This is a genomic window from Butyrivibrio proteoclasticus (assembly GCF_900115735.1).
In the GTDB taxonomy this organism is placed as follows: Bacteria; Bacillota; Clostridia; order Lachnospirales; family Lachnospiraceae; genus Butyrivibrio; species Butyrivibrio proteoclasticus_B.
Map to the genome: position 1 here is coordinate 140,991 of NZ_FOXO01000003.1, position 14,954 is coordinate 155,944.

A 14,954-nucleotide genomic window follows, 5' to 3' on the forward strand; every position below is an offset into this window, starting at 1 on the left:
TATAGTTTCTTCATAACAACAACTTATTTGCTTTTACAACCTTGGTATAAAACAAGGCAAGTGGCAGAAATCCCTGTGCAAAAGCCTTAGGTGCTCCGCTGCCAACAACTACAGTATCTTCAATGATTTTTTTCTGTCCCAAACTGTATCCGGCTGATGACATATGTTTTTTAAATGTCTTGATTCCCTTATCAAGATATGAAGCATCCCCTGTAAGTTCGTAAGCAATAGCCATGGCTTCAAGAAGCAAAGGATTATTTCCATTTCTGCTAAGGCTCGGAAGCTCTTTGTAGTAGAATAATCCGTAAGGATTCATCTGATTCTCGACTATATCATCTATAGCACCCAGGATCATCTCTTTTAACTTACCTGAAGGAAAAATTCTGTAGTAGCGCATAAGTGAACCGACAGCAACTGAAATCATAAAGCCAACTCTGATGGTCGTATTGTCAGTATATGGTGCAAGCCAGTGTCCATACTTTTTGTTCCACTCATCAAACTGAGAAACGATCCATTCACACTTTTCAATCCAGCTCTCATCGTGAGTTTCAACATACAGCGCAGACAGACTTCTAAGAGCCCAGCCGGTCTCCCTTGCACTGCTCTCTCCCGGAATTCGGAACATCGGAGTATCAAGAAGCTTTTTAACATTTTCGCCGATTCCTATTGCCGTTTCAAGGGCTCTTTCATCCCCTGTAAAATGATAATAGTCCAATAGGCCTTCAACCCATTCATGACTGCAGGCCAGTACTCCGGCGCAGCCATTCCCTTCTTTCGAGCCTCCGGTGTGGCCATTTATGTGTTCCCACTGACCGCCAATTTGCAGATCATCCTTGCTGTAATGACAAACATCCACATCCATCCAGTGCATGACAGCCACATTGGCATAGTCCAAGAATCGCCTTATTCCACTCCGGGCGTACATCATGTACATTGCATGAGGATAATCGTACTCATTATTGGTCCAGACAAGCCTTCCGCCTCCGCGGCCCTGGCTGGTATATCCCGGATCAGGCCCATCTCCCCAGTTAAGCATTCCATAGCAGCGCACATGATTATCTGCCTTGTCGATAAGCGCAAGTTCATAGTCATCAATCTTTTTATCTTCAGGTAAAAAGATATCCGGCATGATCCCTGCCTGTTCAAAGACCTCAGGAGCAAGCTGAGGTGTGTCAGGCATCTGATAAATAAGGCTTCTGTTATTTATCTCATAAACATCCATAGTAGCTTCATGAAAATGAAGTAAAATCCTCTGTTCTCTTGCCATTCCTGAGCTAAATACTACAGGTTCACTCTGTGACTTTGCTTTAGTTTCCTCCTGATCAGGAATAAGCGAAATACACATTCCATCAGATGATGCCTTTACTGCCTTAGGGAAGTTCTGCTGCGCCTGAAATACAGTTGCACATATTCCCATTCCCGAAGCATAGCTTGTACAGTCAGCAAAAAAAGTTCCATAGAATACTTCTGCAAAATGTTCATTGGCTTCCTTTTCAAGCATCTCAGCCATGATCTTCAAAGAGACCTCTTCACCTTCATCGTTTGTAATAAAGCTGGTCTTATAATTGGATTTTGCAACCATCGTCCTGATCTTGTCTTTTTTATCTTCGGAACTGTTTTTTATTTCAAACATAAGAGACTGGGGCTGAAAATCGCCATCAGTACAGTTAAATAGTCTTATAGCGCACTCAATCCACGGCTTTCCGGCAGTCACATATATTCTGAATGTGAACCTTATCCCCTCGCCCGAAAGATATTTTTCTTTTTCTATGAATCTTCCGTTTGCCTCAATCGCAGCATATATATTGCCCGTTTCAACTACTTTGAAATCATCAAAAACCGTCTTGAATTTTTGACCATCTGCACATAAAACAGGGCCCTCAAATCTCTCCCTGTCTATTTTTTTACCTTGATAAATAAATTCTTCGAAAATACTATCAGTATTATTTTTTAGCTTAAAGCTTAGAGCCCCATTTGAAACAGATATTAAGTCTCCGGCTTTACTTATATCAATCTTTTCTTCAAAATCAGCTTTTTTGCCAGAAAATTCCAGTTCAAAGTCCTTATCCGCATTTCCCGGAAGATCAGCCAGAAACCTTGCAAAAACATATCTTACAGTTCCATCATCCCAGACAGAAGTAATTTTAAACTGAGAAGGAATCGCTTTATCCTTATCCAAAACGCACATAGACTCATACTTTTCCAAAGTAACTTCGCCCTTTGGAAATGGTATACCAAGCCCACATAGTTCTTTTTCCCTATCATCCTTATAAAGCTTGTCAAAATGGATTTTCATGTTCTAAGCATCCTCCATATACTTTTTGTTGTACTATATAAATTTTAGCTTATAAGCACTTCAAAAAAGTATTTCTGCTTGTGACATGGAGACTCAAAATATTATTTTTGTGTCCAAAATCAAACCTGGATGAGATATCCGGTGTAAGGAGGTATATCAAGTCCTCCGCCAAAATCAATGTCTTTTCCCGTTATCATATCTTTTCCCTTACCGGCTCTTGCATTGAAATCAGCATGAAAACTGTTTTCGTCAGCGTTTATCACGACTATCATCCTGTCTCCATCTGCCTCCCTTTCAAATATACATTGCCTGTTAGTTAAAAGAAGTGATGAAAAGCCACCGTAGCTAAGCGCCTTAGAGCCTTCTCTTGCCTTACACAGCGCCGCAATCACATCTGTAAGATCATTCCAGAGGGGGCTGTCAAAACATGGTCTTAAAGCCGGATCTCCCTGTGATTTGTCAGCTTTTTCGCCCCACTCACTACCATAGTAAATCGTAGGAATACCGGGCATTCCAAACATTAGTGTATAGATAAGTTTTAAATGCTCCGGCCTTGAAAGCGTACTTGCTATCCTGCTCACATCATGATTATCCACAAAAGAAAGAAGATGTTTTCCCTTATAAAGGGTCCAATTCTCAGGTCCAAACTGCCTAAGGAGTGAATGAACTATCTCAAACATATTCATGCTGTTAAAGGAAGAAAACATTCCTTTATAACACTCATAATTAGTGGCACTGTGGCAAAGTTCATCAGACATAATGCGGTTATAGTCACCGCCTATCATCTCACCCATCAAAAAGAAGTCTTCTTTCCACGCGGCAGTCTCATGACGAAGTCTTCTTAAAAAATCGGTGTCCACGCAGTAAGCCACATCGAGCCTAAGCCCATCAATTCCAAATTCATCAATCCAGAATTTAATACTCTCCAAAAGATAATCCGTAACAGCAGGATTTCTCAAGTTCAGCTTTACAAGATCATAGTTACCTTCCCAGCCTTCATACCAGAATCCGTCATTATAATTGCTATTTCCGTCAAAGCTTATGTTAAACCAGTCTTTATAGGGCGAATCCCACTTTTTTTCCTTAACATCTTCAAAACCAAAAAAGCCTCTACCTGCATGGTTAAACACACCATCAAGCACAACCCGTATTTTTTCCTTATGCAGTGCTTTGCAAACCTTCTTAAAATCAGCATTTGTCCCCAGGCGCACATCGATTTTTTTATAATCCCTTGTATTATAACCATGAGTATCCGACTCAAACACAGGATTAAAAATAACTGCGCCCACACCAAGTTTTTTCAAATGCGAAATCCAGTCAATTACCTTTAATATCCTGTGTTCCAAAACACCGTCATTTTCAAAAGGTGCCCCGCAAAATCCAAGGGGATAGATCTGATAAAAAGATGTTTCATAAGCCCACATAAGTTTACCTCCTTAATATCTTTTCCACTCTAAAAACATAAGGGTATAAGCCAATTGCCGCAAAGGAAACAAAAAAATATCTGATACTTCTTACAACTCCTGCAAGAAAAACTCCTGAATCCAAAAATTCCTTGCTAAATGGAAGTTTTAAGAGTGTATTCACTGCAAAGTAAATTGCAAAACCACCAATTATTCTTGTTATACAAAAGAGCGGGTTCCTCGTATTTTCAAATTTCACAAATCTCTTTTCAAATTCAAGTGAAACAAAAAATCCACCCATTAGGCCTAAAGATGTGAAATAATCACTTGTCTTACAATAAAAAAGCCCCACACATGAAATTGCAAAAATCGCAGCATAAACAACCCAGTGTTTTTTCTCATCCACCTTACTAAAGATAAGAGGAATCAAAAGAACAATCAAAAGACCTGAAATCCAACCGCAAACTACGTCAGTTGGGTAATGTACACCCACTGCCACTCTTGAAAAACCGACCAATAGCGGAATAACAAAGGCAACAACATTTAATACTTTATTCTTTTTATACACAGCTATTGAACTGTACGCTGTAACTGAATTTGTAGAATGCCCACTGGGAAAAGAAAACCCCTGTGCAGCAATATCATACATATCTGCATTTTTCTCAACCGGTCTAAAGCATTTTATAGTCTCATGATCAAAATATGGTCTCCTCCTCCAGAAAACATTCTTTATCAATGGATTTAATACGAGACCAACCATAACATTTATTCCAATAAAGGTTCCATACCTCTTGTCATAGCACCAAAAAATGAATCCGAGTATTCCTATAAGCAGCATTTCTTCACCAAAAGCCGATAAATGTGAAACAGCCATTGCTCCTTTTTCCCCTAAGGCACTTTGGAGCCACTGCATAAATGCCACTTCAAAATCAAAATAAAATGATTTCCCAACAACTAAATTCATAAAAAAAATCCTCGCTCATTCACAAAAGATGTCCAAAGTGCAAACATAGCACTTTACTATATCTTAACACAATCCAAGTTCGTTGTTTTGTTAACTTATGCTTGTATTAACACAAATGATAAATTTAAGAAATATTTTTTTGAATTTTTTTATAAAATTGTGTTGACAACATATGCCACTGTGGGGTATATTATACGAGTCGGCTGCGACAGACAGTTCGGCAAAGCCCATATGGCGAGATAGCTCAGTTGGCTAGAGCACGCGGTTCATACCCGCGGTGTCGAGGGTTCGAATCCCCCTCTCGCTACTAAAAAAATCTCTGAAACGTGGTAAATACACGCGTTTCAGAGATTTTTATTTTTGTCTTAAAGCAAATGTCTTAAACCATATTATAGAAAGGAGTGTATACCCTGCATTCTTTCTCGAGATAAAGAACACTGTACCATAAGGTATGACATCTTGAACTAAATTCCAGAAATCCGCATATACTGCGGATTTCGTAAGAATATGAGTGAAGAGTCAACCAAGCCTCATCGACGAAGTCGATTTAAATTGGCTTGGTTGATGCATTCTTGAATTGTTGATTCAAGAATGCATAGTGACTCAAAATATTGGATTTATCCAACCTTCTTAAGCACCATTTCATTTGACCAGGAATAGTTTGCTGTCTTTGATCTTCTTCCAAGATAACGTTTGGTTGTAAAAAGAACAAAATGAACAATTCCACAAATCATAAGCTCTATCACAGAAAAGATAAGTCCAAAACCATTGTCCCCAATGCAAAGCCCGCGAATGAATCCGATCAAGACTATTGCAATAGATAATGATGATAGTGAAAAAAGAATATTTACTTTAGCCTTACTTACTGCAAATAATGTCGACATAAGGCAAAGTATAACGAGAAGACTTCCGTTTAAAACAAGTGCACTTCCATGAATAACGGCATCTACCATTATATTTGTCAAAAATATCTCTCTGATATAACTCCAAAGGCCTGCGCCCAGCATCGCTGCTCCAAATACAGTCTCAGCAAGTCCAAGCATCATGAACGCCAAAGTGATATCATTTATCTCCCTTATACGAACAATCGTTTTCATACAAACCTCCCGATCTATCAATTTTTTGTCTTCTATTTTTTATACGAATCAAAAATAAGGATGGCAAAAAAACTATATTTAGTATAGACGTGATTTCGTACGAAAACGATTAAGAATCTATAAAATAAAGTAAATATTTAATTATAATTATAAAGTAAAAATACTATATTTAGTGATTACGCAAGCTTTTTAACTCAAAACCAAGCATTGTAATATCATCAAATTGCTCGGCTTTTCCTCTAAACTTTGCAATATCCTGCGATATTGCCGGTAAAACTTCCGTAAACGGCCTGTCTTTTACAGAATTGATAGTATCAAGAAGCCTGTCAGTACCATACTGGACAATATCCTCATTGATTGCCTCAGGGATACCATCTGTATAAACAAATATTTTATCTCCGGGTACTAGTGTTATCTCATATTCTCTTGCCTTTAGATTTTCCATTGCAGCAAGGGCCAGACTGTGCTTATCCTTAAAAAGCTCATAGTCACCGCCAGCATGTTTTATAAGAGGATACTCATGACCGGCATTTGCACATTTCATAACACCTGTTGTCAAATCCAAAATTCCAATCCACACCGTCACAAACATCTCTGCATCATTTCCATCACAAAGAGTATTATTAGTCTTAAATATTATCTCAGCCGGACTCTTTCCAAGCTCAGCAAAGCTTCTGATTGCAGTCTTACTTCTCATCATAAACAATGCCGCAGGGATTCCTTTTCCCGAAACATCGGCAATTACAAAGGCAAGCTTTCCCGGGCCTGCAAAAAAGAAATCATAAAAGTCTCCACCAACCTCTTTAGCCGCCTTCATTGACGCAAATATCTCGATATTATCTTTCAAAGTGGCAAACTGGAAGTTTCTTGGCAGCGATGATTCCTGTATGGTCCTTGCAAAAATAAGCTCCTGCTCTATTCTTTTTTCCGCAGCAGCTATATAACCTTTAAGCGTCTCAACCGTCTGATTAATATCATCTGAAAGTGACGCAAACTCGGATGAGTTTCTTACCTTAACCACTTCATTAAGATCTCCGTTTGTTATCTTATCCAGCGAAGAATTGATAAGGTCAATATTGCTGATAACAATCTGTTTTACCAAAAATGCGATGAGAACATAAATCACAGTAAATAACAGGATATCTGCGAGCGCAGATTCATAGGCCTGGGCATTTCTATACCAATAGAGCTCGCTGTAGGGTATGTATGTCAAAAGAATCATATCAATGCCGATACCATCAACTTTATTCAGAGACACCTCTTCAAAGTACTGTCCTTCAAAAAGCTCCTCATCCTTTTTGCCTTTAAGTACTTCAAGAGTACTTGCATCTATTTTTGAATCCTTATGTCTCCCTGCAATAATATCTCCATCATCATCTATAATCTCAAAAAACTCATTACCATCAGCAGTGAGTCTTTTGGATACCTCAAGATATCTGCTCTTCACACTCTGAGAAGTCTCCATAATACTATTTCTGCCATTTTGAGAGGCAGACTGAGTCTGAATAATGTAAGAAAAAGCAAAATTACCTGCAATGACAATCGTAGTGATCAAAAAGAGCCAGCGTTGAAACCTCTGCGAAACCGATACTTTTTCTCCTGTCATATCCTTAAAAGGATTTTTCCATTCACCGGAAAGAACCTGAAGAATTACCGACATAAGCGAAAGGGCTATTCCCGAAAAAACTATCATTGGAATAGAGCAAATGCTAACTACATGGAATGCCATTCTCATATCATCTCTGTGGGTTATGAAAACCACGTACATATGAAAGACTTCCATTACAGCTCCCATAAACAGTGCATAAACAGGTGAAGGTTTTTTGCCTTCAAATACTTTTGCATGCATAAGCCAGGCAACAAAACCTGCAAGGCAGGTAGATAAGCTACACGCAATTCGCGTATATGAGCCTACCCCAAAATATGTTCCCGCAATATATCGTTCTATTCCGCCTATAAGGCCAGCTATGATACCTGAAGTAGGATTAAAAAAAAGTCCTGCCGCAAGCGGAGCGACATCTCTGAGATTAAGAAGCATATCTCCGTAATCCACAGCACAATGCGTAGAAAGCACGGAGCACATACCATAGACAAGTCCAAGAGACAGTTTTATGATAAAAGTCTGTCTCCTGTCCTTTAGAAGTTTCCACAGAAATACCGTCAATGCAACATAAAGTGCCGATATTCCTGACATTTTCATCAACATAAGAATCATATAAGCAAATCCCCTCATAGATAATACATACATGATCAGCAGGTTTTACTCTATCTATCTTTCTTTCCCCCAGAAAAACAGTCCAAGCATACCGGGTCCCACATGAGCTCCAGAAAAAGGCTCATGCTGACAGATTGTGATCTCTGCTTTTGGATTAACCTCTTTTACCAGTTCTGAAAGTTTAACGGCATCATCATAGCAATCGCCATGAGAGATGCAGACTATGTTATCTTCTGTTTCCATCCTCTTTTCAGAATACTTTGCAGCTATAGCGCTTATGGCATTTTTCCTGCCTCTTACTTTGCTGCAGGAAATGATATGTCCCGTACTATCGCCAAAAAGAATTGGTTTAATATTAAGGATTGTTCCGATACTTGCGGTTACCCCACTTACTCGGCCTGTATTTTTAAGAAAATTAAGATCATCAACTGTAAAATATTGGCATGCATGAGGCACTGCATCATCCAGAATCTGTGCTGCCTCTTTGCAACTTTTGCCCTCTCTGGAGAGCTTTGCTGCCTTAATTGCCAAAATTCCACTTCCAAATCCACAGCCCTTTGAATCAACAATATGGATAAATCTGTCAGGAAATTCTTCCATAAGTTCATCGGCTGCATTCATAGCAGCATTGTAAGTACCGCTTATGCCTGCTGCCATAGCAATGTATACAAGATCCTGTCCGTTTTCCAGTACAGGTCTGAAATGTTCCATAAAAAGATGTGTATTTAGAAGCGATGTTTTTACCTTATCGCCATTTTTAAGCCCTTCATAAAAAGAATGAGCATCAAATGCCTCAACATCTCCCTCGTACACAATTTCAGTTCCATTTAACATATAACTACACGGCAATATAGTTATCCCCTCAGACATTTTCGCCGGAAGGTTTGCCGACCCATCCGTAAATACAACAAAAGACATACTAGCTCCTCGTAAAAAAATTTATTGTAAATTTTATTATAGCATGAATAAGGCATAATTGCGCGTTTTTATCCTGTTTCTATTTCTGTACTTCGAACGAAATAGCCGCATCCGGTTCAAGAGGCTTACTGAAATAATACCCTTGAATAGTATCAGCTCCGTACTTGCGAAGCTTTTCATACTGCCATTCATACTCTACTCCCTCTATTGTTATAGTCTTGCCCATATCATGAACAAGTTTGATAACATCCTCAATGAAGCTGTCCTTACCATCAATCAGATATGCGTCAACCAAAGACTTATCCAGCTTTATATCATCTACCGGAACATAGATAAGATAAGCAAGTGATGAATAGCCGGTTCCGAAATCATCGAGAAGAGTTTTAATTCCCAGTCTCTTCAGACCTTCGAACAGGTCGTCAGTCTGTATTGAGTTTTCCAAAAGAAGACTCTCGGTAATCTCGATCTGAAGGTACTTTGGATCTACATCATAGATATCCAATAGTTCTTTTAAAAAAGAAACATATCCAATATCATGTATCTGCTTACTTGAGAAGTTAATTGATACAGGATATAGCTTTTTCCCCTGTGCCATCCATTCAGATAACTGTTTAACTACCATAAGCGTGACATGTCTGCCAAGCCTTGTGATCCACCCGCTCTTTTCAACCACAGGGATAAAAAGATTTGGTTCATATGAGCCATCTTTCATTCTGATGAGCGCTTCAAAGCCCACAAGTTCCTTCGCCTTGGCTGAAACCTTTGGCTGGTATTTCATATAAAAGCCGTCTTTTTCAATGGCCTTTATAAACTGCGTCTTTATTTTTTCCTCGTTGTTTACCTTATCTTTCATCACGTCAGCATATACGAATATCATGCCTCTTCCGCGTTCTTTTGCTTCATACATTGCAATCTCAGCATTTATAATATGCTGCTCGGGATATGAAAGGCCATCCGAATTGGAAATACCCATGCTGGCTGAAAGAACAATATTTATCCCGTTTGAGGTAAAAGACTGTGAAAAGAGCTTTTTCAGATCACATATCTTTTTAGAATTCTCATCAAGCCTTTCTGAAGGACAATAGATCAAAAATTCATCACCGCCATACCTTCCCAGAGTCATTCCGTTGGAGTGACAAAAACTCTGCAGATGATCAGCTATAGTTTTAAGAATTTTGTCTCCTGCTTCATGTCCATAGTTTTCATTAACATCTTTAAAGCCATCTATATCAAGCATTATTATCGAATAGACCTGATTCATTGTCACATTGTCATTGAGGTACTCAACCATAGCTCGCCTGTTAAATATATCAAGGAACTCGTCGTGCTGGGCCTGATACTGCAATTTGTAACGGGAATTTTCTATTTCCTCTTTTGAATCTCTAAGCGCCTCATTTACTTTTTTCTCATTTTTAAGAGCCGCATACATTGCAGCGATAAATAGTACCATTGATGAGATCATCAGCAATGCTACCGGAAGTATTTCACTATAGTTATCAAAAAAAGTCGTAGGTCTGTCTATATATATTGTGTTTTTTGGCAGATTATCTATAGAGATTCCATACTCCATAACAAGAGGATAATTGTATTCATTCCTGCTTGGAGTATCCAGGATCAAACTATACTCAGAAATCTCTACATCATGATTCAAAACATCGCACATTATCTGCGCAGCATTTTTTGTCTGAACCTCAAAATCCATAAAGGTTCCGCCCAAAACTCCCGCGTCTCTTCCTCCGGAATAATTTCTGAATATAGGAACAGTCACATTATTGACAATAGTTCTTGTTCTGTTGAGCATAGAATAACTGTTTCCGTACTTGTCATTATAACAAGTCATATAAAACAATATTGAGTTTTTAGGCAGATTCTGGAGACTTCGTATGAGCTCCTCCTGCGAAAGTGTGGAACTGTCTATATCTATAAAAGTATAATCAGGATACTTATCAGCTAATGAGTAAAATATATTCATATCTGCTGTTCCCGCCGCAGATTCATCATGAAGAGCAACGAGAGTTTTTCTGTCAGGAAGGCTTTTCGTTGCAGTTTCCATAGTCTCCTGCAGATAGTCTTTTTCATAAAATCCAGCTGCCATAGGATTGCGGCTTGCCTCCTTGGCAAGCTGCAGATCATTTATTCCATAAAACACCAAAGGCATTCCGTTAAAGAGTTCCGTTTGATACCTAAGCGCAAACTTAAGGGCATCATCATCACCTATAAGAACACCCTCATATGTTTTATCCCTGAGGAACCTATCCTTGAAGTAATCATGAAAAGTCTCAATATCTTGCGCGGTGCCAAATTTCTTTGTATTCATATAAACCGTGTCAAATTCTATTCCATTGGGATATAACCCCTCTTTAAGGCCTATTTCCTGATCTTCAAATGTAAAATACGTAGGTTCGTAAGAACTAAGAACTAACACCTTATGCTTTACTTCTGAAGGAATCTGCGACAGACGACTGACTGCACTTTGCTGCATATGTTGTCCGAGCATACCAAAAGCTGCAATAAGGCAAACCACTCCCATTGCAGCTAATATATACCTTAAATAAAAAAGATAGTTCCTTCTTTTCATGCGGTTTTTCCTAAAAATGCTATCGAAAAAGTGACTATCTTAATTATATTTCTATTCATTATCAAATTGAATTAAAATTGTATAAAATCTTGAATACAGAATTATTGGATCACGCAACAACCTTGTGGATCCAGTTTCCACGCCTGAATCTTATGGTAAAAATAACACCTCTTATAGCCCAGTCAGCAAACATTCCGATCCACACGCCAATAGCACCAACTCCCACAACTCTGATAAGGAATGTAGCAAGTGTTACTCTGCAAAGCCACATGGTAAGTGTTGCAACTATCATGGAAAACTTAACATCCCCCGCAGCTCTTAAAGCATATGGGATAACAAAGGATGGTGACCACAAAATAGGCTTGGCGATCGTGATCCATCCAAGCATGTATATACAAAGACTTGCGCTTTCAGGAGTCATACCAGCCAGGTAAGTCACAGGTCTTGCGATCGCATAAGCAAAAAGACAGCTACTCAAAATAGCTATGTAGCCCCAAAGGATCATCTTCTTGGTATAGTAAACAGCCTCATCTTTCCTGCCTGCACCAAGACACTGGCCAACTATCGTCATAAGTCCTATTCCTACGCCTATTCCGGCAACACCATTTACATTTTCAAATATATTGGTCATAGACTGAGCTGCAATAGCTGTTGTTCCCAAAATAGATACAGAAGACTGGATTGCCAGCTTACCAAACTGGAACATAGAATTTTCAATGCCATTAGGGATTCCCATCGCGAGAACTCTGTGAATCTTGTCTTTATCAGGTCTGATTGACAGATAATCCCGTATGCTTATCTCAAGCTCTTTATTCCTTAGATATATCAAAAGAACTACGGCTGAAAAAATTCTTGATAACAAAGTAGCAAGGGCTGCACCATATACGCCAAGTCCAAAGCCCCAGATAAGAAGTGCATTACCTGTTACATTAAGAATGTTGGATACTATAGCCACATTCATCGGAAGTCTGCTATTGGCCTGTGCCCTGAATATTGCACTTCCTGCAGCTGCCAAAGCAACACCCGGATAAGACAAAATGGTAAGGAAGAAATAAATACCTGCTGCTTCCATTACATCTGCCTCAACAGTTCCAAATATTAGTTTTAACAGCTGCATTCTGAAGATAAGGCCCAGTACCATCAAAAGTACCGAAATAAAGGTAGATACTAAGATGACCTGTCTTGCAGCTTCTGAAGCTCTTTTTATATCCTTCTGTCCAATATATGTGGAGCATATTATTACACCACCTGTAGCCATGGCATTAAAAGCCTGCACCACCAGATTGTTGATGGAGTCTACAAGTGAAACTCCCGAAAGAGCTGCCGCTCCCACGTTACTGACCATCATGGAATCAGCCATTCCCATAAGGGAGTTTAAGAATTGTTCAGCTATAATAGGAATCAGCAACAGAAGAAGCTTTCTGTTGCTGAACATATGGTTATTATTCATGTTATTCCTCTTAAAAAAACGCGATCCTACGGACTTCGCTATCGCTCGCGATATACGGATTGCTCCGCTTCGCTTTCGCAATCCTACGGACATGAGGAATCCGCACTATCGTGCTGCTTCCTCATGTCCGTTCAGTCTTCAAAGTAATACAATGCTTTGTGCAAGCACAGCATTGTATTACTTTGAATCCTTATATCGCTCACATGCGCTCAGGCGCGTCGAATCCTAAAAGATCGATACCTGTTTCGAGGACCTTAAGGGTAATAACAAGAAGTGCGATGTAGCTTTCCTTCTTGTTCTCATCTGTTTCAGCAAGGATCTTTGTTCCATGGTAGAAACTGTTAAATGCATTTGAAAGATCATAAATATATGCACAGATTCTGTTTGGAGCAAGGTCCCTTGCAGCACTTTCAGCTGCATCAGCAAATCTTGTAAGCTGAAGCATGAGATTCTTCATATCATCACTGTCAGGCTTATCAAGCTTCGCTTCCTTAGCACTCTTTCCTTCTGCCTCGTACTTCTTAAGAATAGACTTGATACGAACGATAGTGTAAAGGATATATGGGCCTGTATCTCCTTCAAATGAAGTAAACTTCTCAACATCAAAAATATAATCCTTGGATGGCTGGTTAGAAAGATCGCCATACTTGATTGCTGAAAGAGCAACCTTGTGAGCTGTATCACGGGCTTCCTCATCAGAAACATCAAGGTTTCCTTCCTTGATCCTTGTGTACATCTTCTCATCAATCTCAGCTATGAGATTTTCAAGACGCATAACTCCGCCATCTCTTGTCTTAAATGGCTTGCCATCGCTTCCATTCATAGTACCAAAGCCTACAAAGTGAAGCTCTGTCTCAGGCATAACAAGCTTGGTCTTTCTCGCACAACGGAATACCTGCTCAAAATAGAGTTCCTGTCTCTTATCAACCACATAGATAAGTCCCTGCGGATGGAACTCTTCCATACGCTGCTTGATAGTAGCAAGGTCGGTTGTATTGTAAAGAGAAGCTCCATCAGACTTAAGGATCATGCATGGTGGGATTTCTTTTGTATCAGTCTCTTTTGCAACATCAACCACAAGTGCCCCCTGGCTGAGGTACGCATACTCGTGTTGCTTCATGTATTCTACCATTCCCGGGATAACGTCATGAACATCAGACTCACCTCTCCAGAGATCAAAGTTCACATTAAGTTTTTTATAGTTCTGTTTTAAATCGGCAACAGATACGTTCAAAATGTGATGCCAAAGAGCTCTGTATGGCTTATAGCCGTCCTGCAAAAGCTTTGTCGCCTCCATAGCCGCAGCCTTAAATGCCTCATCCTCTTTTGACTTCTTGCTGGCTGCAGGATATATCTCTTCAAGTTCACTGACAGTGAATGGAGGTTCCTTCGGATATGTTCCTTCATAATCAGGGTCAAAATAGCAAAGATCAGGTTTTCTCTCCTTGAGACCTGTGATAACAAGTCCCATCTGAAGTCCCCAGTCACCAAGGTGAATATCGCCTATTACCTTGTAACTGTTGTATTTCAAGATTCTCTTTATACTCTCACCAATAACTGCTGAACGAAGGTGTCCTACGTGAAGAGGCTTTGCAACGTTTGGTCCGCCGTAATCAAGCATAAATGTAGGCTCATGTCCCGGAAGAGTTACTCCCATGTGCTTCTCATGGAGCATTCTTACAATGTATCCTCTTACAAAATCTCCACTTACAGTAATATTAAGAAAGCCCGGTTTAACAGACTCTACTTTTTCAAACATCTCATTGTCCTGGAGCTTTTCGGCTACAGCATCAGAGATCATAAAAGGAGCCTTGCCATATTTTTTAGCACCGGCCATTGCACCATTACATTGGTATTCGCACAGATCAGGTCTGTTTGATATAGTTACCTTTCCAAGTTCCCTGTCATATCCTGCTGCTTCAAAAGCATCAGAAACTTCTTTTGATATGAGTTCAAGTACTTTTTCCAAAACTTACCCTTCTTTCTATAATAAAAAATAATCACTACTTAAAATCAGACTAATGAATTTTAAC

At 39.3% G+C, this 14,954-nt stretch carries 9 protein-coding genes and 1 tRNA gene; 1 reads left to right on the forward strand and 9 read right to left on the reverse strand.

Annotated features, from left to right (window positions below; genetic code table 11):
- Nucleotides 1-10: 10 nt before the first annotated feature.
- The 3 genes from BM146_RS03085 to BM146_RS03095 all read right to left on the reverse strand — a co-directional run bounded on the left by BM146_RS03085 (nucleotide 11) and on the right by BM146_RS03095 (nucleotide 4,663).
- The gene (locus tag BM146_RS03085) at nucleotides 11-2,296 is read right to left on the reverse strand and encodes a hypothetical protein (protein WP_074884214.1); all 2,286 of its coding nucleotides are present in this window, start codon (nucleotides 2,294-2,296) and stop codon (nucleotides 11-13) included.
- Nucleotides 2,297-2,415: 119 nt separating this feature from the next.
- Nucleotides 2,416-3,720, reverse strand: coding sequence for an alpha-amylase family glycosyl hydrolase (locus BM146_RS03090; RefSeq protein WP_074884217.1), 1,305 nt, complete (start codon nucleotides 3,718-3,720; stop codon nucleotides 2,416-2,418).
- A 4-nt stretch (nucleotides 3,721-3,724) separates the two neighbouring features.
- A complete protein-coding gene (locus BM146_RS03095) occupies nucleotides 3,725-4,663 on the reverse strand; it encodes a phosphatase PAP2 family protein (RefSeq protein ID WP_074884220.1) in 939 nt (312 codons plus the stop codon).
- A 233-nt stretch (nucleotides 4,664-4,896) separates the two neighbouring features.
- On the opposite strand from BM146_RS03095, the gene BM146_RS03100 reads away from it, so the two are divergent.
- Nucleotides 4,897-4,970: transfer RNA gene (locus BM146_RS03100), tRNA-Met, on the forward strand.
- A gap of 310 nt (nucleotides 4,971-5,280) precedes the next feature.
- Here BM146_RS03100 and BM146_RS03105 read toward each other — a convergent pair.
- From BM146_RS03105 to argS, 6 genes are all read right to left on the reverse strand, one after another.
- On the reverse strand, nucleotides 5,281-5,760 hold the full coding sequence (locus BM146_RS03105) for a hypothetical protein (RefSeq protein ID WP_074884223.1): 480 nt from the start codon (nucleotides 5,758-5,760) through the stop codon (nucleotides 5,281-5,283).
- 169 nt (nucleotides 5,761-5,929) lie between these two features.
- Nucleotides 5,930-7,975, reverse strand: a complete 2,046-nt coding sequence (locus tag BM146_RS03110; RefSeq protein ID WP_177201574.1) for a SpoIIE family protein phosphatase — start codon at nucleotides 7,973-7,975, stop codon at nucleotides 5,930-5,932.
- Between the two features lie 54 nt (nucleotides 7,976-8,029).
- Nucleotides 8,030-8,893 carry a DegV family protein gene (locus BM146_RS03115; RefSeq protein ID WP_074884227.1) on the reverse strand — a complete coding sequence of 288 codons (864 nt, stop codon included), beginning with the start codon at nucleotides 8,891-8,893 and terminating at the stop codon, nucleotides 8,030-8,032.
- A 79-nt stretch (nucleotides 8,894-8,972) separates the two neighbouring features.
- Nucleotides 8,973-11,471, reverse strand: a complete 2,499-nt coding sequence (locus BM146_RS03120) for a bifunctional diguanylate cyclase/phosphodiesterase (RefSeq protein ID WP_074884230.1) — start codon at nucleotides 11,469-11,471, stop codon at nucleotides 8,973-8,975.
- A gap of 109 nt (nucleotides 11,472-11,580) precedes the next feature.
- Nucleotides 11,581-12,921, reverse strand: coding sequence for an MATE family efflux transporter (locus BM146_RS03125; protein WP_074884233.1), 1,341 nt, complete (start codon nucleotides 12,919-12,921; stop codon nucleotides 11,581-11,583).
- A 199-nt stretch (nucleotides 12,922-13,120) separates the two neighbouring features.
- Nucleotides 13,121-14,890 carry an arginine--tRNA ligase gene (gene argS, locus BM146_RS03130; RefSeq protein ID WP_074884236.1) on the reverse strand — a complete coding sequence of 590 codons (1,770 nt, stop codon included), beginning with the start codon at nucleotides 14,888-14,890 and terminating at the stop codon, nucleotides 13,121-13,123.
- Nucleotides 14,891-14,954: the final 64 nt, after the last annotated feature.